The following is a 25,092-nucleotide window of genomic DNA, read 5'->3' as shown; positions in this document are numbered from 1 at the left end:
CCACCGCAGTGGCCGGGGCCGCTCGGCGTCCCAAGGGCGAGTGCCGCGATCTGCTGGTGATCGCATCAGCCCGCGGACCGGAGTCCCTCTGGCCTGCTCCGCCCCCCGATGCGCTGCTGCGCCTGCAGGAGGGCGCACTGCACGCCGTGAAAACCCTCGCCCCGAACACGGGCGGCTCGGCGGCAGCGTTGCTCCTGTACCCGCTGCGCGGCCACGCCACGCATCCGTCCCTGACCCTGATCACCGGCTTCTTCCGTACCCTGGCGCACGAACATCCCAGTGCTGACCGTGCCGTGGTCACCGACGCCGACCTGGACACCTGCCTCGGTCAGCTCGGTACGGAGATGGCCGCGCGCCGGGACCACACCGTCGTCCAGTACCGCCAGGGCCTGCGGTACGTGGCGCAGGTGTGCCCCGCACCGCTGCCGACCACCCAGCACGGCGCCTCCTGCCTTGGAGGTGCGCGGAAGCTGTCGTCGTGGCCACCGGTGGTGCGCGTGGTACCACCGCCGTCCCGGGTCGACAGGACGCTGCACGGCTTCCTCCTCGAGGCCAAGGCGCGCAGTGCCAACCAATGCCTGCCCGTGGTTGTTCCCGCCGCGTTGCGGGACCTCCTGACCACCGACGGCAATCGGCTGCGCCCACTGCTCTATGTGCTCGGCTGGCATGACGCCAGCGGACAGTGCAACGACACGGCCGTCATCCACACGGCGGCAGCTCTTGAGATGGTCCACGCCTTCTGGCTCATCCACGACGACAGCACGCCAGCCCATCATCCACATCCTCAAAGCCCCCACCACGCGCCTACACGAGGAGGCCCGATGCCACACGGCAACGACCGGTTGACCACCGCGCTCCGCGCAGCTCTGCGCGACGACGCCCATCTCAAACAGGAAGCCCAACAACTCGCTGCCATGCCCCAGGAGCCCATAGCCGTCGTGGCTATGGGCTGCCGCTTCCCAGAGCGAGTAAACACTCCGGATGAACTGTGGCAGTTGCTGGACGAAGGCCGCGACGCCGTCTCCAGCCTGCCCCAGGACCGTGGCTGGGACCTTTCTCCCTGGCAAGAGCTGCGAACCCGGCATTCCATAGTCCCGCCTATGCCTTCAGGGGCTGGCCTCGCGGATGCCGCCGACTTCGACGCCGCGTTCTTCGACCTCTCCCCTCGGGAAGCACTAGCCATGGACCCGCAGCAGCGTCTGCTGCTGGAGACAGCCTGGGAGACACTGGAGCGCGCCGGCATCGACCCGACCCAATTGAGATCCACCGCCACCGGTGTGTACACCGGTATCGTCTGCACCGCCTACGGAAGTCCGGCGCTAGCGCAACCCAACGGACGCCCTGACGAGAGCTATGGCCTGACCGGCACCACCGCCAGTGTCGCCTCCGGCCGGATCGCCTACACCTTCGGCCTGACCGGTCCCGCGATCACCGTGGACACCGCATGCTCCTCCTCACTAGCCGCGATCCACCTAGCCTGTCAGGCACTGCGCGCCGGGGACTGCCACCTTGCCCTGGCCGGCGGCGCCTCCGTGCACTCCACCCCCGAGATCCTGCTCGGGCTCGCCACGCTCAACGCCCTCGCTCCCGACGGCCGCTGCAAAGCGTTCGGCGCCACTGCCGACGGCATGGGGCTGTCCGAGGGGGTGGGCCTCGTCCTGCTGGAACGACTGAGCGACGCTCGCCGCCACGACCACCCCGTACTCGCGGTTGTCCGCGGCTCCGCCATCAACCAGGACGGCGCCTCCAACGGCCTCACCGCCCCTAACGGCCCCTCACAGCAACGCGTCATCCGCGCCGCCCTGAACAACGCTGGGCTGAAGCCCGAGGACATCGACGCGGTGGAGGCGCACGGCACCGGTACCGCACTCGGCGACCCCATCGAGGTCCAAGCCCTGATTGCCACCTACGGCGAACAGCGCCTTGCAGGGCGGCCGTTGTACCTGGGCTCCATCAAGTCCAACCTCGGCCACACCGTGGCGGCGGCAGGAATCGCCGGACTTATCAAGCTCGTCCTCGCCCTCCGCCACGAACACTTGCCCCGCACTCTGCACGCCGACGAACCGAGCCCGCACATCGACTGGGACAATAGCGGCATCCACCTGCTACGAGAACCGGTCCCCTGGCCGACCGCCTCGAACCGCACCCGGCGAGCCGCGGTGTCCTCCTTCGGCATTTCCGGTACCAACGTGCATCTCGTGCTGGAGGAAGCACCGCAAGACGCCGCTCCCGAGCGGGCAGATGAGCACGCCGAACCCTTGCTGTTCCCTGTCTCCGCCAAGACCCCGGACGCACTGCGTCGGCAGGGAGACCTGTTACGTCAGCTGGTCACCGAGCGCCCCGAAGTCCGCCCGGTCGATCTCGCCCACGCCCTCGCCACGACCCGCGCTCACCTGCGTCACCGCGCCGCCTTTACCGCCCGTACCCGCGAGGGACTCCTCACACAGCTCACCGCCTTGTCCAAAGGCAGCCCTGCTCCGGGCCTCTCTACCGGAACAGCTCCTGGTGGAGGTGTGGTGTGGGTGTTTCCCGGTCAGGGCTCGCCATGGCCGGGCATGGGCATCCAGCTCTACGAGGCCGAACCGGCCTTCCGGCAACAGCTGGACACTTGCGCCAAGGCCCTGGCCCCGTGGGTGGACTGGGACCTGCTTGCCGTGCTGCGCGGCACCGACGGCGCACCCACCGTGGATGAACTGAGCGTAGTCCAGCCAGTGTTGTGGGCCATGATGGTGTCCCTGGCCCGGCTGTGGGAGTCCTACGGCATCGTCCCCGACGCCGTGGTCGGCCACTCCCAGGGAGAGATCGCCGCCGCATGCGTCGCCGGAGCACTCTCACTGACCGAAGCGGCCCGCGTTATCGCCCTGCGCTCACGCGCCGCCGCCACACTTTCCGGTCAGGGCGACATGGCCTCACTGGCTCTGAGCGAGACCGAGGCGACAGAGCTGCTTGCTCCCTACAACAGACAGGTGGCCATCGCAGCCGTCAACAGCCCCTCCTCAACCGTAGTCTCCGGCCCCCGACAATCACTGGAAGACATCGTCGCCCAATGCGCGGCACGCGGCATTCCGGCACGGGTACTGGACATCACCTTCCCCTCCCACAACCCCACGATGGACCGACTGCGCGGGCGGATCCTCACCGAACTGGCCGAGGTGACACCGCGCCCCACGCAATACGCCCTGTACTCAACCGTCGGCGGCCACCCACACGACACGCCACTGCCGGGAGAACAAATGGACGCCGCCTACTGGTGGCAGAACATCCGCCACCCTGTCCACTTCCACGACACCGTCCAAAGTCTTCTCACCACCGGACACACCACTTTCATCGAAGTCAGCCCCCGCCCACTCCTCCTCCCCGCACTCCACGAAATCTGTGCCGGAGCCTCCGTGCCGACGGTGTGTGTCGGTTCCCTGCACCACGACCGGGGCACCTGGGCCGACTTCCTCACTCAGCTTGGCGAGGCATACGTCTATGGCTTTCCTCTCTCCTGGTCCCGGCTGGCCGCTCGTCTGCCCTCCGGAGTTCGGTACCGCGTTCCGCTGCCGACCTACCCGTTCCAACGCCGACGCTTCTGGCCTGCCCCGCCCGTGAACGGCGCCCGGAACCTACGGCCCGTCAGCGCCGGGCCACCGCCCCAGCCACTGTCGGAGGAGGCAGCGGAACTGGTCGCCCAGCTCGCGCCGCGGACAGCTGCGGAGCGCCCCTCCCTGATTCTGCACACGGTACGCACTCACATGGCGACGCTCATCGGCCACAGCAGCACACAGGACATCCCCCTCTACACCTCGCTGACAGAACTGGGCTTCGACTCCTTGACGGCCACCCGGCTCCGTCAGCGGCTCATCCGGTGCACCGGACTGGACGTGCCCGCATCTGTTCTCGTCGACCACCCAACTGCTCACGCCCTCGCCGCATATCTCGGTCAGCGGCTTGTCCTGACACCGGACACGACCCCTGCCGAAATGGCCAAGCCAAGTGACGGCACCGTCACCGCAGACAACGCCCTCGATGCGCCGCACCGGGGCGCCGCCGATCGTCGTACGGGCAAGCTCGCCGCGCACGTACGCAACGCCCTGGACCGTGCCGAGCCGGAAGCGGCTCTCAAACTACTCACCCGGGCTGGACGGTTGCTACCGGTCTTCACCGCACCACCATCCGAGAGCGCCACCATGCTCCCACGTCTGGCACAGGGCCCGGCCCGGCCCACCCTCATCTGCCTGCCTTCTCTTCTCGGCGGTGCGGGCCCGTTCCAGTACGCCCGCCTCGCTGCCGCCTTTCACAACGTACGCGACGTGCACCTGCTCCCCCTCCCCGGCCACCGGCCCGGCAGCCAGCTGCCCGACACCCTGACTACCTTCGCCCAAACCCAAGCCCAGAACCTGACCGCGTGCGCCGGACAGACCGTACTACTCGGACACTCCTCCGGCGGCTGGGCTGCCTACACCATCGTCTCGGCTCTGTGCGCGCAAGGCACCCCGCCCGCGGGGCTCATCCTCCTGGACACACCAGCCCCGGGAACACCCTCCCCCGAGCAGACCACCGCAGTACTGCGCCACCTGATGGCACAGCCGGACGATGCCGCGAACGACGATTACGGCCTCACGACTTCCGGGGCGTACCTCGCCCTCTTCGACGGCTGGAACCCCCCACCACTGCCGCTGACCACCCTTCTAGTGAAGGCCACCACGCCACTCCCCGACACCGATGCGCCACTTCCCCCGTGGCCGACGGCCGACACCGTCCGGGAGACCGCCGCCGACCACTTCTCGCTTCTGCGCGAAGACGCCCCAGCGACCGCCACCGTGATCAACGAATGGCTGGAACACCTCCCGTAACCGCCGACCCCCGGTGGGCGGTCTTCCCGTATCCAGTCGAACGCTCAGGCTATCTTCACCCATTTAGCTGCTCAGGTGAGACAATTTAGGCTTGTCGCTCTAAGGTGATATTGGGACTAAGCCCTACCTAGGGTCAGGCTTGACGGTCGACCAGGAGGTTTGACTGGCGATTCGATCGGACCGCCCTCGACAGTTGCAGCTCGCCGAGATGGCGACACAGAGTGCGTCAATTTTTATCGATCATGATTGCGTGGACAGTATGGGAAATCCTGTAGTGCGCACGGGCGATAAGATCGTCGCCTTGCCCCCCACCTTGCCAATCCCCGCAGTTTTCACGGGGCCCGTGATCGGGAATCTAAACGGCTCTGGAGGATTTACTGCTTGCGGCAAATCGGTTTGCCTACCTAAGGACGTCGAAGATCTAGAAGTGCCAGCCACCTACACTGCGGGGCCTTATACCCAGAAGCCGGGATCGGGGAAGGTTAAGTTCAAGCTGGCAGGGGGGCACACCACCAAGAAGACCAAGACGAAGGGTGAGTTTATCGTCGTCAACGACGGATCGCCATTAGATTTTGAGTTCAATGTTGACGTGGGCGCCGTAGGCCCTCCTGGAACACAGCCGCCCACAGATCAGAATAGGAAGTATTCCGGGAAAGCGAACTTTCAATGCATTCCCATGCCCAAGCCCGTTACTGCTGGTTGATTTCAGCTTCAAGTCGCTTCTCGCAGGTTGTCGACGGCGATGCCCTGTTCGCGGAGTAGCGTGAAGTCGACATCGAGCTCCGGGTCATACTGAGCGACTCTGTCGGGGATCTTGGCAGTCCTGATCATTTGCCTTGGCGCCACCACAGCGGTCGGGGCAGTCCTCGCTCTTCGAGGTAGCGCTGGAACGTGGTCGGGGGGCGGGGACGGTAGGGGAGGGCTCTGCGCTCTGTTCGCTGAGACGTTCGGCGTTGATGGCGATCGCGGTCAGGATGTGCTGAACGTGGGTCTTGGCCAGTCCGTGGCAGCGGCAGCGGCAGCGGCGCATCCGATGGCCGTTGACGATCTCGTTCACGGTGCCCTCGATCCCGGACCGGCAGCCGTAGAGTCGCCGCCATGCGGGATCCTGCTGGTCAGAGCGATTCTTGGGTTGGAGCTCATGCAGATGCCGCGGGAGGAAGTTGACGGTCCGGGGCGAGGTTCCGCTGGTGCAGGAGGAACGCACTGGGCATGGAGTGCAATGGGTCTGGTGGAAACGGGCCGCGGTGTAGGGGGGCCATGGCCGGGGCCTGGGCCCAGCGGCCGGTGACCTTGCCTTGGGGGCGAGTGACGGTGCGCCGATCGAAGTCGATGACGAAGTCCTCGCGGGCGAAGCCGGTCTGCTGCTTGCGCTGCCAGCTTCGTCCCCTGGCGGGGAGGGGACCGACCAGCTCGACGCCGTGCTCGCGGGCTGCGGTGTCGATGGCCGCGGCTGAGGTGTATCCGCTGTCCACCAGGTGTTCTTCGGGCAGCAGACGCCGCCTGCTCAGCCGCTGGTGGATGCTGGGCAGGGCCTTGATGTCTGCGGCCGAGACCACGTCCGTGATCACGTTCACCCTCCCGTCGTCGCAGGTCTCGGTGACATGGGCGTGGTAGCCGGTCCACTTCTTGTCGTTCCGGCTGACGTGGTGAGCCGCGGTGTCGTACGGAGATTCGATCCGAAGACCTGCCGGCGGCAGGCCGGCTTTCTCATCGCGGGGACGCAGCCGGTCGCGGGCATCGACGTAGAACTGCTGCAGCAGGATCCGGCTCAGTACCGTCACCTGCCGTCCCCTCTCGCACCACGAGGCGTGTGCATGGACGGCGGTCAGCAGGTCGCGGGCATCAGTACCGGCCTGAGTGAGCCGGGTGACTGGGCTGGCTGCACATACGCACCTGACGCCCATAGCGTTCGCCCCATTCAGCCGTGACCAGGCGATCGAGTACTTCCGGGGCGGTGCGTGCGATCTCTTCCAGGGCGGCGCGTACCGCCTCCAGGACCAGTTCCAGGCGGGTCAGTTCCCGCGCAGCAGCAAGAATGTGCGTGGAGTCGGTGCGCTGGCGCCCACGCTGCTGGACCAATCCTGCTGCTGTCAGCCGCTGCAGTGCGAGATCAAACAGACGGTCGGCACGATCTTCCTGGGCAAGCCGGTCACGGAAGTCGGACAGCACACTGTGGTGGAAGCCGGGGTCGTCCAGCTCCAGCGCGAGGGCATATTTGAAGTCAATGCGGCAGCGGACCGCCTCCGCTGCCTGACGGTCCGACAGGTTGAGCAGGAACTGGAGGACGGAGACGGTGGCGAACTGGGCCGGCGATAGCCCGGGCCGCCCGTCGCGTGGGTACCACGCCGTGAAGTCCTCGTCATGCCATAGTCCGTCCAGCCGGTCGTATACCCACATGGCCGTCGCCCCACGGGGGGTGCTCGCCCGCGCGACCTGCGCGGTCAGGGGCGGGACCTGCACACAGGCACGGGGACGGACGGACATCGGGCACCTCAACAACGGCAGCAACCTACAAAACCGTCCCGAGCATGCCTCGTGATCACGCGATCGCGCCGACGAACCTCAAGATCCCCGACAGAGTCGCTCACTGATATTCCGGGTGCTGGCGGGCCCGTCGGCTCGTCCAGCGTCACCTACAAGCAAGGAAGCTGCTGGCACAGCTATTTCAACAGCGCCCAAGCCGGCAACCCGGGAGGCCACGGCGATTTCTACAACAACTTCGACAACTCCGACTCCAGTCACCCTGGCTTTGGTACTGCAACGGTGCTTGCTGTGATTGGTGGCCAGTTCGGTCGTTGGCGTGGTTATGGGTGGAGACCTTGCTGATGTCAGGTTGTGGGCGGGTGAGCTCGAGGTGGTGCATGAGCGGTTCGTGCATCGGTTCAGCCGGGAGGAGCCGTGTCAGTCGGCGCTGGCGTATATGCGGGGGCTGGTTGCTCCGCTGGAGCGTAAGAACTGATGGCGCTCTTCGATTTTGGCCGCAGGTGCTCGGTGATTTGGTGATACCTGCTCTGTGGATCTCCCCGCTTTTCGGGTGACGGTGTTCGGTCTCTTCGCGGGATCTTGTCCGGCGTGTCGTCGTGAGGCTGGCGCACTGTGGACAGCCTGTGTGCGCTTGCGGGCCTGTATGGCGGCTCGGGTGTTCACGCCAAAGCGAGAGGTGGCACTGACCGTAAACAGCCTGTCTCAGACGGTGATGTCCGTGGGAAGGTCAGTCCGCGCTGACCCCGAGTCCCCTTTCCACTCGATGGGATCGTCTATGTCGCCTGAGCTGTCGGTTTCCCGGGACGAGCGTCTGAAGCGGCTGCGTGAGCGGCTGCAGAGCGGTGCGCCTGCCGCTGCCTTTGAGGGGCGTACGGAAGTTTCGAGGGGCGCGCGCCTGCTGTACGGGGTGATGCTGCACGGCGCCGCCCGCCTCCAGTCCGGCCTGGAACCCACCGACCTCGAAGCCCGGCTGATACGGCCGGTGGCGCAGCTGTTGTCGGAGGAAGAGGTGTGCGACTTCGGCCGGGTGTACCAGGAGGAGGCCGCCACCCGTTCCCGGCTGCTCCCGGACACTCTCGCGGCACGCCCGGTCTCCGAGGGGTACTCCATCGAGGACCTCATCCGGGATCTGCCCGCGGTACGCGAGGAGATCGCGGCGCAGGCGAACGTGAACATGGTCGACCTCGACTCCCTCCCTCCTGTTGGAGAGGACAGCGCCCCTGCCGCGCCGGACTCCGAGGAGTTCCAGCAGGGGATGGCCGCCTACGGGTACGGCGCAACGCTGGTGACCGCCGCCGGGCACCAGTCGGTCGCGCAGGACAAGCCGCCGCTGCAGGTCGACATGACACTGCCCCGGTTCTACTGCCGTACCGAATCCCATGAGCTCAGCGGATCGAACGAGATCTACTGGGCCCTGGCCGCCGGTGCCGACGAGGGTGTCAAGCAGGAAAGCATCACCCGCACCTACGGTGATGTGGACCATGGCGAGACCCACAACATGGACGCGAACACCGTCCTGTTCCGTGGGCAGGTCAGCAAGGTCCTCCTCGTCCACATCGAGTGCTGGGAGGCGGACGAGAAGGTCGACCCCGCGCTGGCGAGGACGATCCGGGAGATCGCTACCGGGCTCCAGGACACTGCCGAGATCATGGGTGTCCTGCCGGGGGGCACAGCGTGGGAGCTGGTGGCCGACTTCATCGCGATGCTCGGCACGATCGGCCACCTGATCGGGGAGATCATCGGCTGGCTCGCAGACGACCTGCTCAGCCACCGCACCATCGCCTTCGACCGCGCAGCCATGAACGCCCTGGCCGACCCGATATGGCCAAACCCCGACACCACTTGGTGGTTCATCGGCCCGACCGCGAAAGAGGGGGAATTCTCCCTCGATATCCGCGGCAGGTACTACCAGCCCAGCAGCAACAATGTCACTCTCCTCACCCACAGTGCCGGCTGGGGCGCCCCGTCGATTCCATGGCCTGGTGCAAAGACACCCGACGCCCCCGCGCTGGCCATGCACAACGGCAACCTGTACTGCGCGGTCCGCGGCATGGGCAACCAGGTCTTCGTCAGTCGGCGAGAGACCGACGGACGGTGGAGCGGCTTCGGCCAGGTTCCCGGCGTCAGCACCCTGTACCCCCCGGCTCTGGCCTCCTTCAACGGCCAGCTCTATCTGGCCGTCAAACGCTCCGCCGGCGACACAACCAACAACAGGGCATGGGTCCTGTCCTCCGTCCGGGGCGACAGCTGGACCGCCTTGACCTCCTTCATCGGCTGGTGCCAGACCGGCCCAGCCCTGGCCGTCCACAACAACCGGCTGTGGCTCGCCACATTCCACGGCAAGAACTACCGCAGCCTCATGGTCGGCAGCATGGGCACCGGCGGCAGCTGGCAGACGGCAGCCGAATGGCCCGCCCACCAGTCCACCAGCGCCCCGGCCCTGGCCGTCTTCAACGGCAAACTCCACCTGGCCTACCGCAACACCGACGACAAGATCTGCGTCACGGCACGCGACGACCGGTTCAACGCCGACAACCGATGGCCCGCCCCCACCCTGCTGTCGGGATCGACGCCCAACGCGCCCGCCCTCTCCGTCCGCGGTACCGCCCTGCACTGCGCGGTGCGCGGCGGAGACGACCACATCCACCTCTGCCACACCACGGACAACGGCTGGAACACCTTCGTGCGGGTGACCGCAGCCGGAAAGAGCCTATCCAACCCCGCCATGGCCACCTCCGGCAACGACCTGAACATCGTCTACCGAGCCCTGCTCTAGCCCACCCGCGCTGCCTGGCACGGGAGTTGAGTGCCCACCAGATTGCCGAACGCGGACACCATCTGACCGGTACAGATCTCCAGGGGCCGCCGACCTACCGGGATGCCGTTGGCGAATTCGGGGTCCTGCTACTTCGCCCCGTCGATCGTTTGGTCGGCGGGGCGAAGTCGTGCGAAGTGGCTGGTGCGGGTCCGGGCCAGGGGTGTTCCGGTGAGGTGGGCGTCGAGGCGGGCAAGGTTGATCGCGGTTGCGGTGAGCTGGTGCTGGAGGCGGGTTCTGGCGAGTCCGCGGTAGCGGCACCGGCGCAGACCGGCGGTGTGAACAGCGTGGGAGAGGGTGCCCTCGATGCCGTTGCGGGCCGCGTAGCGTTCCCGCCACTCGGGAGTGCCCTGGGCTGCACGGGCCTGTTGGATCGCCTCGTGTTCGGCCCGGGGCCGCAGGGTGATTTCCCTTCTCGCGGCTCGGGGTGAGCTCACGCACTCGGGGCGCGCGGGGCAAGTGCGGCAGTCAGCGGGTGAGAACCGGACGATGATGATGGGGGCGCCACGATCGGAGATCTTGTCCCGCCATTGGGTGGCGTTCTTGCCGTTCGGGCAGGTCACGGTCTGGCTCTGCCAGTCGATGGCGAAGGCGCTCTGGCTGTAGGGGCCGCTGGCCTGGGCAGTGGTGTTGCCGCGGATGGGGCCGGTCAGGGTGATGCCGTACTGACGATCGGCGGTGACGATGCGGGGTCCGTCGATGTAGCCAGCGTCCAGTAGATGCTCGCCGGGCAGAAGGTCCCTGGCGGCGAGGGCGTCGTGGACCAGGTTGGTGGCCGTGCTGTCCTGGACGGTAGCGTCCTGCGTCAGCACGTTCGTGATCAGGTGAGACGTGTCCGCATCGCAGGTCTCGGTCAAATGGACCTTGAAACCGTCCCACTTGATATCCCGCTTCACACTCGCGCGAGCGTCGGTGTCATAGGGGCTGACCAGGCGAAGAGCACCCGGCGGGCACTCTTTTGGGTCCCGCCATCGCACCTCGCCCTCCGTATCGAACACGTACTGCTGAACCCAGGCCCGGCGCAGGATCTGGACGGCGGGCAGCTCGCGCAGCCACACGGGCGCCCCGGCGGCGTGCACGTCGGCCAGCAGGCGCATGCCGTCCCGGCCGGTCTGCTCGGCCAACTCGGTCCGCTTGGCCTTGCCGGAGGGCAGCCAGTAGTCCTCCGGCCGGGTGGCATACCGGTCGAACCAGGCCGGATCAGCGTGGGCGGACAGCCAGTTGGGGGCCGCAGCGGCGAGTGCGTTGAGCGCAGCGCGCAGGGTCTCGATGACGAACTCCAGCCGGTTCAGCGACCGGATCGCGGCCAGTACGTGGGTGGAGTCGGTGCGGGCCCTGCCTGGCGCCTTCAGCATTCCCGCCTTCCGGGCGGACTCCAGGACGTGGTCGAAGACCTGCTGCCCCGCTTCCGCCTCGACCAGCCGGGTGCGGAACTCGCTGAGTACGGAGTAGTCGAAGCCCGGGTCGGTAAGCTCCAGGCCCAGGGCGTATTTCCAGTCGATCCGGGCCCGCACCGCCAGGGCCGCCTGCCGATCGGGCAGCCCCTCGGCGAACTGGAGTACCGACACCAGCGCGAGCCGGCCCGGGGACCAGGCCGGCTTGCCCCGGGACGGGAACAGATCCGCGAACTGCTCGTCCCGGAACAGCACCCCCAGCTCATCCCGCAACCGGATCGCCAGACTGCCCTTCGGGAACGCCGCCTGGGCCACCCGCACCGTCTCCGCGGGGATCTCCCCATCTCCGATCGGACGCATCGACATCGACACCCACCCCATACGACAACGTCGGCCTTCAAGACCACAACCAGGTCTTGAAGGCCGACGTCACGCAGAGCCCCGAATTCGCCAACGGCATCCCGCGCGGGGTGCGGCCCCTCACACGTGCTCTTACTCCCCACCCTCCCCACTCGTTTGAGAACTGGATCAAGCGGGGTCCAGGCGAGCACCTCCGACCGAATTCAGGGAGCCTCATCAGAACGGCTGGACACTGGCGGAGGAGGCCGGGCATAGCGGTCCCGATCGCATCCACCGGCTGCTGAACTGCATCGAGTGGGATGCCGACGAGGTCCGTGACTACGTCCGTGACTACGTCGTCGAGCACCTCGGAGACGAAGGCGCCATTCTGATCGTTGATGACACCGGCTTCCTCAAGAAGGGCATCCGCTCGGCCGGGGTCCAGCGGCAGTACTCCGGCACCGCGGGACGCACCGAGAACTCCCAGATCGGCGTGTTTCTCGCCTACGCCACCGGCCAAGGACGCACGCTCATCGACCGGCGGTTGTATCTGCCCACCTCCTGGACGGACGACCGCGAACGCTGCCGCCGGGCCGGCATCGACGACGACGTCGCCTTTGAGACGAAGGTGGCCATGGCCAAGGCAATGGTCCGCCGCGCGATTGCGGACCGGGTTCCGTTTCGGTGGGTGACCGCGGATGCCGCCTACGGCTTTTCCAAGGGCTGGCGTTTTGAGCTGGAGCAGGCCGATGTCTTCCACGTCATGGCCACCACCCGGCACGACACCGTCGTCACCCGCTGGGCGATCGACCACCCCGTCCACGAGCTGTTCACCAGGCTCCCCCGCCAGAAGTGAAAGCGCCGGTCCTGCGGCAGCGGGGCTCACGGCCTACGGATCTACAACTGGGCACGCGTCGAGGTCAGGCCCTGGCACCGGCCCGACCGCCGCCACTGGGTCCTCGCGCGCCGCAGCGTCAGCCGGCCTGGAGAGGTCTCCTACTACATCGCCTACTGCCCCGCCCGGACCACCCTCGACGACCTGATCCGCATCGCGGGCAGCAGATGGGCGATCGAGGAATGCTTCCAGAGCGCGAAGCAGGAGTGCGGCTGGACGACTACCAGGTCCGCCGCTACCCCGGCTGGCACCGCCACATGACCCTGGCCATGGCCGCCCACGCCACCTTGACCATCCTGCGGGCCCGCGAACTCGACACGGACAAAGCAGAAACGGATCCTCCGACCTCATCCACCTCAGCCTCGCCGAGATCAGACGCCTGACCTACCGCCTCACCCAACGCCGGCCCGTATCCGTCGAGTGCATCCTGCACTGGTCCCGCTGGCGCCGGAAAAGGCAGTACCAAGCCCGCCGCAGCCACTACAAACGACGCGGCCACACACCACCAGAAACTGCCCACCCGTCACAGCAAGCACCGTTGCAGTACTTACACCGCTCCGAGGACGCGACCTCACGCTCCATCGGGGTGAAGTGGGCTGGCGCTGGTTGAATCCGTGCTGTGCTGCCCGGTGTGGGTGCGATTCCGTTGCTTTTCTGGGAGTACGGGGTTGAGTGTCCTGTGAGGTGTGCGTGTGAGGTGTGTGTGGAGCGTGGTGTGGTCCTGCCGTGTGAGCGCGGGCGCCAGTTCTGGTGGGGGCGGATCCGGGAGCTGATGCTGGCTCTGGCCGCTGCAGCCATCCTGGCCGCGTTGCTGTTCACCATGGCGGTCTGAGCCTGGCCTGGTCTCGCTGGATGGCCAGAAGAAGGGGGTGCCGCTGGCGGAGAACCGGGCGCGAGGTTGTCTGATGGTCGGGGCGAAATACTGCAACGGTGCTTGCTGTGACGGGTGGGCAGTTTCTGGTGGTGTGTGGCCGCGTCGTTTGTAGTGGCTGCGGCGGGCTTGGTACTGCCTTTTCCGGCGCCAGCGGGACCAGTGCAGGATGCACTCGACGGATACGGGCCGGCGTTGGGTGAGGCGGTAGGTCAGGCGTCTGATCTCGGCGAGGCTGAGGTGGATGAGGTCGGAGGATCCGTTTCTGCTTTGTCCGTGTCGAGTTCGCGGGCCCGCAGGATGGTCAAGGTGGCGTGGGCGGCCATGGCCAGGGTCATGTGGCGGTGCCAGCCGGGGTAGCGGCGGACCTGGTAGTCGTCCAGCCGCACTCCTGCTTCGCGCTCTGGAAGCATTCCTCGATCGCCCATCTGCTGCCCGCGATGCGGATCAGGTCGTCGAGGGTGGTCCGGGCGGGGCAGTAGGCGATGTAGTAGGAGACCTCTCCAGGCCGGCTGACGCTGCGGCGCGCGAGGACCCAGTGGCGGCGGTCGGGCCGGTGCCAGGGCCTGACCTCGACGCGTGCCCAGTTGTAGATCCGTAGGCCGTGAGCCCCGCTGCCGCAGGACCGGCGCTTTCACTTCTGGCGGGGGAGCCTGGTGAACAGCTCGTGGACGGGGTGGTCGATCGCCCAGCGGGTGACGACGGTGTCGTGCCGGGTGGTGGCCATGACGTGGAAGACATCGGCCTGCTCCAGCTCAAAACGCCAGCCCTTGGAAAAGCCGTAGGCGGCATCCGCGGTCACCCACCGAAACGGAACCCGGTCCGCAATCGCGCGGCGGACCATTGCCTTGGCCATGGCCACCTTCGTCTCAAAGGCGACGTCGTCGTCGATGCCGGCCCGGCGGCAGCGTTCGCGGTCGTCCGTCCAGGAGGTGGGCAGATACAACCGCCGGTCGATGAGCGTGCGTCCTTGGCCGGTGGCGTAGGCGAGAAACACGCCGATCTGGGAGTTCTCGGTGCGTCCCGCGGTGCCGGAGTACTGCCGCTGGACCCCGGCCGAGCGGATGCCCTTCTTGAGGAAGCCGGTGTCATCAACGATCAGAATGGCGCCTTCGTCTCCGAGGTGCTCGACGACGTAGTCACGGACGTAGTCACGGACCTCGTCGGCATCCCACTCGATGCAGTTCAGCAGCCGGTGGATGCGATCGGGACCGCTATGCCCGGCCTCCTCCGCCAGTGTCCAGCCGTTCTTACGCTCCAGCGGAGCAACCAGCCCCCGCATATACGCCAGCGCCGACTGACACGGCTCCTCCCGGCTGAACCGATGCACGAACCGCTCATGCACCACCTCGAGCTCACCCGCCCACAACCTGACATCAGCAAGGTCTCCACCCATAACCACGCCAACGACCGAACTGGCCACCAATCACAGCAAGCACCGTTGCAGTACTAGTACTCCAGTTGCAGTTCGCTATTCCTGCTGTTCAGGAGCCTGTTTCCGAGTGTAGCGAGCTGACGTTCCGTCATGTTGCTGGAGTTCGTGACTGGCAGCGCGTGATTGCTGTTGTGCTGATCATGCAAGACGATGTGCGGCCTGATGTCTGGGCGAGGGAGCTGGAGGAGATGCTGCTGCGGGTCGGTCACCGGTTCGGCCGGGCCGACCTGCGGCGGCGGATGCGCGCGTATGTGCACGGGCTGCTGGGGTCGGTGGGCCGGAAGAACAGCTGGCAACTCGCAGAACATGCAGGTCACAACACACCACATGGGCTCCAGAACCTCCTGAACCGGGCCCGGTGGGACGCGGATGAGATCCGCGACGACGTGCAGGCATACGTCGCCGAACGGCTCGGCGAGGACGGCGGCGTACTCGTGAGCGACGAGACGGGCTTCCTCAAGAAGGGCGACACCTCAGCCGGGGTGCAACGGCAGTACTCGGGCACGGCAGGACGTACCGAGAACTGCCAAGTCGCCGTGTTCGCCGCCTATACCTCGTCCCGGGGACGCACCCTGGTGGACCGGGAGCTCTACCTGCCCAAGTCCTGGACATCCGACCGCGAACGGTGCCGGGCGGCAAAGGTGCCCGACGACCGCGGCTTCGCCACCAAGACCGAGCTGGCCCGAACCCTGGTCACCAGGGCGCTGTCCTCACCACTGCCCGTCTCATGGGTGACCGCGGACGCGCTCTACGGCCAGGACTGGCACTTCCGCCGCATGATCGAGGAGGCTGGCCTCGGTTACGTCGTCGCCGTGCCGAAATCGCAGCAGGTCAAATCGCTTGCGGGATGCTGGCGCATCGACCAGCTCGTCGTCGACGCACCCGATGACGCCTGGGAACGGCTCTCGTGCGGAGACGGCGTCAAGGGCCCGCGTGTCTACGACTGGGCGGCCGCGCAGCTGCCGGCCGTCCCGTTCTTCGACGGCGGTGAGCCCTCCCACCGCGGGTGGGTGATGGCCCGCCGCAGCATCGCCCGGCCCGACGAGATCGCCTACTACCTCGCCCACGCACCCACCGGCACCACCGCGGACCAGCTGGTCACCGTGGCCGGCAGCCGCTGGTCCATCGAATCCTGCTTCCAGAACGCGAAGAACGAGTGCGGCCTGGATGAGTACGAAGTCCGCCGCTACGTGGGCTGGTACCGGCACATCACCCTCGCCATGCTCGCACACGCCTTCCTCGCCGTCATGACGGCCCAGGCCAGAACCGAAAGGGGGGCCGCAGAAACGGATCACCCCTCGCCCCGCTCAGCCTGGCAGAAATCCGCAGGATCATGGCAACTTGCGGCACCGGCCACCACCGCCCTCGCCACACCGGTCACGCACTGAGATGGTCCCACTGGCGCAGCCAACACCAGGCCACCGCCATGCGCTGCCACTATCACCGACGCACCCGGTATCACGAACTCCAGCAACATGACGGAACGTCAGCTCGCTACACTCGGAAACAGGCTCCTGAACAGCAGGAATAGCGAACTGCAACTGGAGTACTAGTACTCCAGCAGCGGTTCGCTATCTGGCCTGGTCGAAGGCGTCGTCGGGAGTGTAGTGGTTTGGTCGTGGGTCGGGGGTGGTCTGGCCGGACCGCCCCTCCCACGTGTGGGTCAGGATTTGGCTGGCCGACTCCGGTGCCGACAGCCTTCCAAGGTGATCGACGAGCATGCGGACGTGACCTGGGAGCGGGAACTCGACACTCTCTTCTTGCGCATTGGCCACCGCTTCGGCCGCGCGGACCTGCGGCGTCGGATGCGGGACTATGTGCGGGGGCTTCTCGCTCCCGTCAGCCGTAAAAACGGCTGGCAGCTGGCCGAGTTCGCCGGGCACCACACCCCTGATGGCTTCCAGCGGCTGCTGAACGCGGCGAACTGGGATGCCGACGACGTCCGCGACGACCTTCAGGCATACGTCGCCGAGCACCTCGGCGTAGACGGCGGGGTGCTCGTCATCGATGACACCGGCTTCGTCAAGAAGGGCACCACCTCCGCCGGGGTGCAGCGTCAGTACTCCGGCACCGCCGGCCGCACCGAGAACTGCCAGATCGGCGTCTTCGCCGCCTACGCCACCACCCGCGGCCGCGCCCTGGTGGACCAGGAGCTCTACCTGCCCAAGTCCTGGACGGAGGACCGGGAACGCTGCCGGGCGGCGAAGGTCCCCGACGAACGAGGCTTCGCCACGAAGGGCGAGCTGGCCAAGCGCCTGGTGCTGCGTGCTCTGGCCTCGGATCTCCCTCTTGCGTGGGTGGCTGCGGACTCCGCCTACGGGCAGGAGGGACGCTTTCGTCGCCTGATCGAGCAGTCCGGCCTCGGCTACGTGCTCGCAGTGCCCAAGTCCCAGCAGGTCTTCGGCCCGCGCATCGACTACCTGTTTGCCCAGGCCCCCGGCGAGGCGTGGGAGACGATCTCGTGCGGTGACGGCGCCAAAGGACCAAGGCGCTACCACTGGGCGGCACTGGAGCTGCCCACGGTGGCCGAGTTCGACTGCCAGGGCGAGGCCCCCGTACGCCGACGCTGGGCACTGGCCCGCCGCAGCATCAGCAAGTCCCAGGAGATCGCCTACTTCCTCGCCTACGCACCGCGGGAGACCACAGTGGCCGACCTGGTGAGGATCGCCGGGATGCGCTGGCAGATCGAGGAGTGCTTCCAGGCGGCAAAGAACGAGTGCGGCCTGGACCAGTACGAGGTCCGCCGCTACGTCGGCTGGTTCCGGCACATCACCCTGGCCATGCTCGCTCACGCCTACCTCGCGGTCATGGCAGCCGACGCGGCGGGAAAGGGGGGTGCAGAAACGCTTCCGGCACCCTGGCTCCGCTCACCGTGGCAGAAGTCCGCCGGCTCCTGGCACTTCGCCTCGGCCCGAACCGCCAAACCGGGCGGCCGCTTCGCACGCACGCTCTGAACTGGTCTCGCTGGCGCCGCAGACACCAGGCCGTCTCCCGCCGCTGCCACTACCAGCGACGACTCCACACGTTGGAGGGGCGGTCCGGCCAGACCACCCCCGACCCACGACCAAACCACTACACTCCCGACGACGCCTTCGACCAGGCCAGATAGCGAACCGCTGCTGGAGTACTAGCTGCCGGGACTGGTCCGTGGGGTGCGGGCTTTCGCCTGCCAGTCGTTGTTCCAGAACTTGGCGTAGTCCCGGGTGTAGGGCTGGATCACGTTGTACGCCTGCCTGAGCTGACGTCGCATCTGCCTGGCTGTTTCGCGAAGTGCGCCGGGTACGACGGCGGGAGAAAGGTAGACGTCCCTGATCTCTTTTGGGGCCTGGTACTTGCTCCAGTACAAAAGCTGCGCCATGACCCCGAAGGAAAATGTGCCGACGACGGTGCGACAATCGGGATCGGTCCACCGGTCTTTCAGGACCGGTGGTGCCCAGGTGTGCATCACAGGGTGCCGGCAGACTGCCTTCACTGTTTCCTCTGCTGTCTGCTTGCCGTCCCTGTACGCCCGGAAATCCTCGACTGAGTCGTCGAGGTACTGTTGCAGGACGGGGTTGTCAGCCGAGAGGACGCCTCGGAGGGGGGCCCTTTCCATCCTGTCGAAGACGTGGGGGTCCTTGGTTTGCTGGTAGCGCATCCAGGTCTCCATGGGGCTGAGGGTGCTGTAGAGGCCGAGAAGGGCTAGGGGCCGCAGTCCGGCGTTCATCAGCCTGATGTCGCCAGAGAAGCTGGTGTACATGTTCCACGCGAACTTGTCGGCGCAGTCGAAGGAACGCTTGGTCCATTCCTCGATGTAGGCGAAGCGCTCCGTGGAGAAGTCGCCGTCCCGGCTGGCCTCGATCAGCCGGTGCGCCAGGGCGTTGACACAGGACGCGGTCACCGCCAGGCCGGTGGAGTTGAGCGGGTCGACGAACTCCGCCGCGTGCGGCAGCAGGCAGTAGCGGTCACCCACAATGTGCTGGGCGGAGAACTGGTTCCGGGGGGTTGCCATGTAGGGGCGGACCGCGCGGGCCTGTGCCAGCTGCGCTTTGACCGAGGGGAACCTCCCCACGATCTGCCGGAACTCGTTCTCCGGCAGCAGCTCCGGATCGTGCGGGTACTTGTCGATGTCGAGGTTGATGCCGACGCTGCACAGAGAGCTGGCGGACATGCGGTGGTTGTCGAACGGGATGACCCACATCCAGCCGCCGTCGAAGACGTGGTGGAGTGTCCCCTGGTGGAAGGGGAACGGCATGCCGTGCTCGGTGCGCGGCGGCCCCACCGTGTCCCAGGGAAGAACGCCGGTCATGTGCGTGAACAGTGACCGGGTCCGGGTCAGGAACCGCGGCTCGGGATCCTGCAGCCCGAGCTGGCGGGGGATGAGTGCGTTGCGGCCGCCGGCGTCAACCACGTAGCGGGCAGTGACCCACCCGCCGTTCTCCGCCTGGAGGGTGACACTGTCGCTTGCGAAGTCCGCCTCTTTCACCAGCAGTCCGCTGCGCGGCACGGCGCCGTAGCGGATTGCCAGAGCGTAGAGGTAGGCGTCGACGTCCTGCCGCAGATAGTGCATGTCGGGGCCGAAGGGCGGCGGCAGCGTGGCTGCCTGCACGGTCTCCCTGCCCTGGGCGGGCTCATCGTCGTGATGCAGTACGTAGCTGAAGTTCCGCTTGACCCCTGCCGCAGGCACGATGCGCTGGAGGTCTGCGTACGATCCGAGGTAGGCGAGTTCGGGAACGCCGTAGCGGGCGGCGAGCACGCGCATGAGGGACGATGCCTCCGGGATCGTCGATTCCCCGATGGCGAAGCGGGGATGAGGGGTTGCCTCGATCAGGGCGACGTCGACACCGTTGCGCGCGAGAACCGCGCCGAGTAGTGAGCCGCCGATGCCTCCGCCGACGATGGCGACATCGTGCATGGTCTGTGTCATGGGGTGACACTCCTTGGTTTTGAGGGAGTGGTCCAGGGCTGGTACTGGCGAAGTCCGTACAGCAGCGGGTCGCAGGTGCGGTAGCCGCGGACGCGGAGGACCTCCCCGAAGACCGCCGTGTGGTCACCTGCATCGTGCGTGTGGGAGATCGCGCAGTCGGCGACAGTGTGCGCGGCGTTGGGGAGATGGGGACCTCCGCTGTCGGCGGGCATGGACCAACGCACGCGGGAGAAGCGCAGGACGTCGCCGGAGGCGAACAGACGGGCGGCCTCCACTGCGTCGGCGTGGAGCAGGTTGACGCTGAACAACGCATGCTGCAGTACGGCTTTGAGGGTCGGGCCGCCCCGCCGCAAGCAGACCAGCAAGGTGGGTGGAGTGGTCGTGACACTGCACAGGGCCGAGCACGTCATCCCCGAGGGGAGGCCGTCCGTACTGAAGGAGGTGACGATGGCGACTCCAGACGGAAAGGTTGCCATGAAGTCCCGGAAATGCTCAGCCGAGACCGGCGGCGAACTGGTCCTCACATGCAACCTCCTTTGTCCTGGACGGGTTTACTGGGGGATCCTGTGGACGACGTCGCGCTCCGCCTTCGGCAAGACCTGGCTTCGCCCTCGCTCGTGCTGCCTCGGCACTGTCAGCCGCTCCACTCGGGGATGTGCGCGTGGCCATGGAGGGGCACTCCATCACAGAGATAATGGCGCTGGCGGGCGAGTAACTGTCAAGCCCTGTAGATGAGCTGATGTGGTTCAGAAGCCATCCGCCCTCCGAGCCCTCTCTGTCAAAGTGGTGCAAGACGGGCATACTGCGATTCATTGAGTCGATGACCGAGGGCGGAGAAGGAGTAGTGCCCGAGTGGCCAGCACCAACGACCACGGGACCCCTGATCCGCAGGTGACACCCCGTTCGACCGGACCGCGCCGGTACTCCGCGGAGTACAAGGCGAGGATCCTGGCCGAGTACGAGACCTTGGACCGGCAGGGCAAGGAGCCCTGCTGCGCCGGGAGGGCCTGTACTCGTCACTGATCACGAACTGGCGGGAGCAGCGGGACCGGGGTGCGAAGGCGGCGCTCGCCGCGCCGGCGGGGCGGCCGAAGGCCGACCCGCGGGACAAGGAGATCACTCGCCTGCAGGCCCAGGTCGCCCGGCTGGAGACCGAGCTGGGCAAGGCCCGCACTGTCATCGAGGTGCAGGGAAAACTCCAACACCGGTGACATACGGCCCCGGGGCCGCTGTCAAGAGGGGTTGAGCAGAGCAACGGGACTCCGGTAGATCAGCGCTCGACCAAGACCGTTGATCGGGGAGTCCCGTTGCAGGAGAAGTCTGTCATCACGCGTGAAGTGGCGGTTGCCCAGGGGCCGTTCGCGCCCCTCTGGGAGAACTGACCCGGATCGTGGATTTCGATCTGGTCGATGCCGTCCTGGAGGACACCGGCAGGACGCAGCGGCGGATCCGTGTGCTGCCGTCGAGGGTGGTTGTGTACTTCGTGCTGGCCCTGGCGCTGTTCGAATGTGTCAGATATCGCGGGGTCTGGTCGAAGCTGGTGGCCGACCTCGGGTGCTCTGTCCCGTGCCCGCCGCCGTGTCGGCGCGGCTCCCTTCCGTGCTCTGTTCGAGGTGCTGGCCGACTCTGTCGCCTGGAGGGACACGCCCGGGGCCTTCTGGCGGGGCCTGCGCACGGTCGCGCTTGACGGCACGACGCTGCAGGTGCCCGACGCACCGGCGAACAAGGCAACGTTCGGGACGCGCAAGGCCAAGGGGGGAGGCGAGAACGGCTATCCGCTGCTGAGGCTGCTGGTCCTGGTCGAGACGGGGACCCGGGCCGTGCTCGGCGCGGTCTTCGGCCCGTTTTGCGAAGGGGAGACCGCGTACGCGTCCTCGCTGTTTGGGCACCTGCGTGCCGGAATGCTCCTGCTGGCCGACCGCGGCTTCGACGGCTGGGAGCTGATGAAAGCGATCCAGGCCGAGGGAGCCGACTTTCTGATCCGTTCCCGCCTGGCCCGCACCCCGCTGGTCCTACGCCGTGGCTATGTCGGCCTCCCGAAGACGTCGACAAACGCCTCCGCAAGAAACCTCCATAGCCATGCGCCGGCTGCCCGACGGGTCCTACCTGTCCGTCTTCGGCTACGGCCGCCTGCCGGTCAGGATCGTCGAGGCGAACATCACCGGGGTGCGTTTCCTCTTGAGTGACGAGTGTGTGTCTGGTGGGCCGGGTTTCTCGTTGCGGTAGCTGTTGATCAGCTGGTGTGGGTGAGGCGGGGCCGGATGGGCTGTGGGGAGGTGCTCTTGCTGCTGCGGGAGCGGGAGGCGGCCTGCCGTCGGGAGGCGGAGCGGTTGCGCGGGGAGGCCGTGCGGGGCGCGGGGCTGCTGGTGGTGTGCGAGCAGGAGCTGGCCCGGGTGGCGACGGCATGCCAGGTCGTAGGCGGGCTCCCGGCGGCGCACGGCGAGGCCGGGTCGGGGTCGGGCCCCGGCCCCGCGAGCGGAGGTGTCGGGTCCCGTCGGCATTCAAGCTGCCGAGGAAGCTGGCGAGTTCACGGGGCGGATGCTGGGGGTGCTGGCCGCGTAGGCCGGTCCGGTGCGGTGTCGGCAGGTGGTGGAGGGGCTCGGGCTGGAGGCGGTGTCCCGTGAAGTGGAGCGGGTGCGCCACCAGTTGAAGAAGGCTACTGCCGCCGGGCGGGTGGTGCAGACCCCGGGCGGCCTCTTCACCCTGGCGCGTGGAGGTGCCGCGGTGCGCGGGTTTCCTGCCGGTACGGGGACGGGCCTCCTTCTTGCTGGTCGGGTGAGGAGCCAGACCGGGCAAGGAAGAAGACCCGGTGGCGCCTTACATGTCCGCGCCCCAGGTCCCCGGCCCGTTCACCGCCACTCCCGCGGTCCACCGCCAACTCCTCGACCGCTGCCAGCCTCTCGACGGCACCGCGGCGATCCCGGCCCAGCGGAAGGCCCGCCGCGAGTACGAGAACCGCGTCAACGCCCTCGGGGCTCACACCCGGAGCTGAAAAGACCCACCACGATCAAGATCTGGCGGCTTTTGGGCTTCCCTCGGCGCTACCCCAGGTGGATGCCCGCGCCGCCGCCGAGGTGCGCGTGGAGGTCGTCACGGGCAGCGACACGGTGGTGCGTCCTTGGGCCGAACGGAGCCACCGCCGGCTGCTGGCCACCACGCTGGGCCGGGTGGAGGCGACCGGGATGGCTTACCGCGCCCCCGGTGCGGCCAACCTGCACCCCGGCGACGCCGCCCTGTCCCTGCCGCAGCAGGTCTGCTCCTCCCCGCTGCAGCGCGCCGTCGCCCTCGAGGCCGCACAGACACCCCTGCGCCGGGCGGGCGCGCACCTTGAGCGCACCACCGGCCGCCGGCCCGGCACCGGGCAGTTGATGGAGATCGCCTGTCGCGTCGCCGCCCGCATCCCCGCCTTCTGCCAGCAGGGTGTGTCCGCCCCGGCCGCCGGCAGCGAGGGGGACCGGCTGCTGGTGCTCAGCTGCGACGCGACCGGCGTGAACATGATCCCGTCTGATCCGCGGGAGCCGGTCCGCACCGCACGGGCAGCCGACGGCCCCAAGCCGCCCTCGGCCCAGCTGTCCAGTCGCGAGCACACCGGTCGCCGGCGGATGGCGACCGTCTTCGTTATCTACGACGCCGACCCGGTCCCACGCACCGGTGCGTGGGGGTCCCACGCACCGGTGCGGACGTCCTGCCGGCCACCGCGGCCGAACGCGCTGCCCGCACCCACGGCCCGCGCGCACGGGGCCGACACCTGGGCTCCCTTCAGCGGTCCGCCGCGGCCATGGTCACCGCCATGTTTGACCACACCGAACAGCGAGACCCCGACCACCGGCGCCGCCGGATCGTCCCGGTCGACGGCGCCAACCACCAACCCGACCGGGTGCATCGCAAGGGAAGCGGGCACCCGCGGCGTCCATGCGGACACGACCGTGGACATCGTGCATGTAATCGAATATCTGTGGCGGGCCGCCGAGGACCTCCACCCAGGCCACGCAGCGCGCGCGGCCTGGGCCGCCGGCGCCGCCCGCACCGTGCTGGACGGGCACAGTCCCCGCGTCGTCGCACTGCGCCAGCACCTGCGCACCCGCCCCGATGACGCGAAGCAACTGCCCGCCGTCGCCCGCACCGCCGCCTCCCCTGCAGGCCAAGGAGCCCTGCCTGCGCTACCACCTCACCCTCACTATGGGCTGGCCCATCGCGACCGGGGTGATCGAGGGAAGCTGCCGCCTCCTCGTCAAGGACCGCCTGGACACGACCGGGGCCAGAGGAAGCCTGCCCGGCACCGAGGCGGTCCTCCTCCTGCGCGCCGTCATCGACAACGGCAACGTCGAGCGGTACTGGCGCTCCTTCACCGAACTCGACCACCTGCACACCCACGCCGTCCGCTACCAGGGACAACCCGCCCCCGCAGCGTGACCGCAACCACCCACATCACTCAAGAAGCAACGCACCCACATCACCGTGGCCTTCGCCGACGGCAGCAGCAGGCAGGAGCGGTGGCGGCTGGTCACCAACCTGATGGACCACGGCCGCTACCCGGTGGACGCGCTGGTCAGGCTGTATCACGAGCGCTGGGAGGTGGTGCGGTACATCCGTACCGCGCGCTCACGCAACTCCAGCGAGGATTTCCGGGGTGCAACCATGGTCGATGTTCTTCTCATGAGAACCATCTGACCCACTGTCAACAGACTCCGCATCTCGGGGGAAGCTCAGTTGGGTGAAGTAGCCGCCGCCAGCTCGTGGTAGGGAACGTTGTCGTTGAGTATGTGACAGATCGCGGCAATGATCGAGTGCTCGACGGCGACCAGTGTCGGCGTGCAGGTGTGCCCACCAACTGTCGAACTCGGGTCGAGGTTTCCTGGGGATTGACAAAATGGCGCTGCGCGAGACAACTGCATTGAAGGTTCCGCTCCGGACACGACGGCTCCGGGGTGCGAGCCCGTGGGCGAAGAGGCTGGCATGGCGGCCGAGATCGAGACGGTAGCCGACTCAGGGTGGCTGGTGGTGCTGGTGGGCGGCCCGCCTGGGCTTGCCCGGCTGTACCGGTTGCCGGATAGCGCTGTGGATATGACGCGGGTGGTGGTGGCCTTCTACGGGGGCACGACGGCAACGGCA

Annotated in this window: 15 protein-coding genes and 4 pseudogenes; 12 read left to right on the top strand and 7 right to left on the bottom strand. The window is 67.4% G+C overall.

Annotated features, from left to right (window positions below; translation table 11 throughout):
• Window positions 1–56: 56 nt before the first annotated feature.
• Entirely contained in the window at window positions 57–4,838 is a 4,782-nt protein-coding gene (locus C9F11_RS44515; protein WP_138968137.1) for a type I polyketide synthase, read from the top strand.
• Between the two features lie 259 nt (window positions 4,839–5,097).
• Complete coding sequence (locus C9F11_RS44510; protein WP_249402408.1) at window positions 5,098–5,541, top strand: hypothetical protein; 444 nt, start codon at window positions 5,098–5,100, stop codon at window positions 5,539–5,541.
• 84 nt (window positions 5,542–5,625) lie between these two features.
• Here the strand turns inward: C9F11_RS44510 and C9F11_RS49295 are convergent, their stop codons facing one another.
• The 3 genes from C9F11_RS49295 to C9F11_RS49285 form a co-directional block, all read right to left on the bottom strand.
• A complete protein-coding gene (locus C9F11_RS49295; RefSeq protein ID WP_249402334.1) occupies window positions 5,626–6,045 on the bottom strand; it encodes a transposase in 420 nt (139 codons plus the stop codon).
• On the bottom strand, window positions 5,978–6,622 hold the full coding sequence (locus tag C9F11_RS49290) for a hypothetical protein (RefSeq protein ID WP_249402333.1): 645 nt from the start codon (window positions 6,620–6,622) through the stop codon (window positions 5,978–5,980). The genes C9F11_RS49295 and C9F11_RS49290 overlap by 68 nt, the downstream gene beginning before the upstream one ends.
• A gap of 61 nt (window positions 6,623–6,683) precedes the next feature.
• Window positions 6,684–7,238, bottom strand: coding sequence for a transposase (locus tag C9F11_RS49285; RefSeq protein ID WP_249402332.1), 555 nt, complete (start codon window positions 7,236–7,238; stop codon window positions 6,684–6,686).
• Between the two features lie 409 nt (window positions 7,239–7,647).
• Here C9F11_RS49285 and C9F11_RS44500 point away from each other — a divergent pair.
• Window positions 7,648–7,797: pseudogene (locus C9F11_RS44500) on the top strand (IS701 family transposase); the annotation flags it as partial.
• A 303-nt stretch (window positions 7,798–8,100) separates the two neighbouring features.
• Window positions 8,101–10,101 carry a hypothetical protein gene (locus C9F11_RS44495; RefSeq protein ID WP_138967841.1) on the top strand — a complete coding sequence of 667 codons (2,001 nt, stop codon included), beginning with the start codon at window positions 8,101–8,103 and terminating at the stop codon, window positions 10,099–10,101.
• Between the two features lie 128 nt (window positions 10,102–10,229).
• On the opposite strand, the gene C9F11_RS44490 is transcribed toward C9F11_RS44495, so the two are convergent.
• On the bottom strand, window positions 10,230–11,900 hold the full coding sequence (locus tag C9F11_RS44490; protein ID WP_138958190.1) for an IS1182 family transposase: 1,671 nt from the start codon (window positions 11,898–11,900) through the stop codon (window positions 10,230–10,232).
• Between the two features lie 211 nt (window positions 11,901–12,111).
• On the opposite strand from C9F11_RS44490, the pseudogene C9F11_RS44485 reads away from it, so the two are divergent.
• Window positions 12,112–13,151 (top strand): annotated as a pseudogene (locus C9F11_RS44485) (IS701 family transposase); the annotation flags it as partial.
• A 320-nt stretch (window positions 13,152–13,471) separates the two neighbouring features.
• Window positions 13,472–13,600, top strand: a complete 129-nt coding sequence (locus C9F11_RS49810) for a hypothetical protein (RefSeq protein WP_269078165.1) — start codon at window positions 13,472–13,474, stop codon at window positions 13,598–13,600.
• A 251-nt stretch (window positions 13,601–13,851) separates the two neighbouring features.
• Here the strand turns inward: C9F11_RS49810 and C9F11_RS44480 are convergent.
• Window positions 13,852–15,035, bottom strand: a pseudogene (locus C9F11_RS44480) (IS701 family transposase).
• Window positions 15,036–15,226: 191 nt separating this feature from the next.
• Between C9F11_RS44480 and C9F11_RS44475 the strand changes: the two are divergent.
• Window positions 15,227–16,462, top strand: a complete 1,236-nt coding sequence (locus C9F11_RS44475; RefSeq protein WP_249402407.1) for an IS701 family transposase — start codon at window positions 15,227–15,229, stop codon at window positions 16,460–16,462.
• Window positions 16,463–16,801: 339 nt separating this feature from the next.
• The gene (locus C9F11_RS44470; protein ID WP_138968789.1) at window positions 16,802–18,028 is read left to right on the top strand and encodes an IS701 family transposase; all 1,227 of its coding nucleotides are present in this window, start codon (window positions 16,802–16,804) and stop codon (window positions 18,026–18,028) included.
• Window positions 18,029–18,201: 173 nt separating this feature from the next.
• On the opposite strand, the gene C9F11_RS44465 is transcribed toward C9F11_RS44470, so the two are convergent.
• Window positions 18,202–19,980: a tryptophan 7-halogenase gene (locus C9F11_RS44465; RefSeq protein WP_138968133.1), complete on the bottom strand. Its 1,779-nt coding sequence runs from the start codon at window positions 19,978–19,980 to the stop codon at window positions 18,202–18,204.
• Window positions 19,977–20,456: a flavin reductase family protein gene (locus tag C9F11_RS44460; protein WP_138968802.1), complete on the bottom strand. Its 480-nt coding sequence runs from the start codon at window positions 20,454–20,456 to the stop codon at window positions 19,977–19,979. Before C9F11_RS44460 ends, C9F11_RS44465 begins: the two co-directional genes overlap by 4 nt.
• Window positions 20,457–21,593: 1,137 nt before the next feature.
• On the opposite strand from C9F11_RS44460, the gene C9F11_RS44455 reads away from it, so the two are divergent.
• From C9F11_RS44455 to C9F11_RS44440, 4 genes and pseudogenes are all read left to right on the top strand, one after another.
• On the top strand, window positions 21,594–22,166 hold the full coding sequence (locus C9F11_RS44455) for a transposase (RefSeq protein WP_171076203.1): 573 nt from the start codon (window positions 21,594–21,596) through the stop codon (window positions 22,164–22,166).
• A gap of 665 nt (window positions 22,167–22,831) precedes the next feature.
• A pseudogene (locus C9F11_RS44450) lies at window positions 22,832–22,972 on the top strand (recombinase family protein); the annotation flags it as partial.
• 1,097 nt (window positions 22,973–24,069) lie between these two features.
• Complete coding sequence (locus C9F11_RS44445) at window positions 24,070–24,393, top strand: hypothetical protein (protein ID WP_138968080.1); 324 nt, start codon at window positions 24,070–24,072, stop codon at window positions 24,391–24,393.
• Window positions 24,394–24,438: 45 nt separating this feature from the next.
• A complete protein-coding gene (locus C9F11_RS44440) occupies window positions 24,439–24,651 on the top strand; it encodes a hypothetical protein (RefSeq protein ID WP_138968129.1) in 213 nt (70 codons plus the stop codon).
• Window positions 24,652–25,092: the final 441 nt, after the last annotated feature.

Origin of the sequence: Streptomyces sp. YIM 121038 (assembly GCF_006088715.1) — a bacterium.
Lineage (GTDB): Bacteria > Actinomycetota > Actinomycetes > Streptomycetales > Streptomycetaceae > Streptomyces.
This window is presented reverse-complemented; position numbering and strand designations above follow the sequence as displayed.

What these genes read in the sequence shown, in the direction of transcription:
- C9F11_RS44510 (WP_249402408.1), top strand. Translation starts at nt 5,098, where the DNA reads ATGGGAAATCCTGTAGTGCGCACGGGCGATAAGATCGTCGCCTTGCCC.
- C9F11_RS49285 (WP_249402332.1), bottom strand. Translation starts at nt 7,238, where the DNA reads ATGTGGGTATACGACCGGCTGGACGGACTATGGCATGACGAGGACTTC.
- C9F11_RS44495 (WP_138967841.1), top strand. Translation starts at nt 8,101, where the DNA reads ATGTCGCCTGAGCTGTCGGTTTCCCGGGACGAGCGTCTGAAGCGGCTG.
- C9F11_RS44490 (WP_138958190.1), bottom strand. Translation starts at nt 11,900, where the DNA reads ATGTCGATGCGTCCGATCGGAGATGGGGAGATCCCCGCGGAGACGGTG.
- C9F11_RS44465 (WP_138968133.1), bottom strand. Translation starts at nt 19,980, where the DNA reads ATGACACAGACCATGCACGATGTCGCCATCGTCGGCGGAGGCATCGGC.
- C9F11_RS44460 (WP_138968802.1), bottom strand. Translation starts at nt 20,456, where the DNA reads ATGGCAACCTTTCCGTCTGGAGTCGCCATCGTCACCTCCTTCAGTACG.
- C9F11_RS44445 (WP_138968080.1), top strand. Translation starts at nt 24,070, where the DNA reads ATGACGCGAAGCAACTGCCCGCCGTCGCCCGCACCGCCGCCTCCCCTG.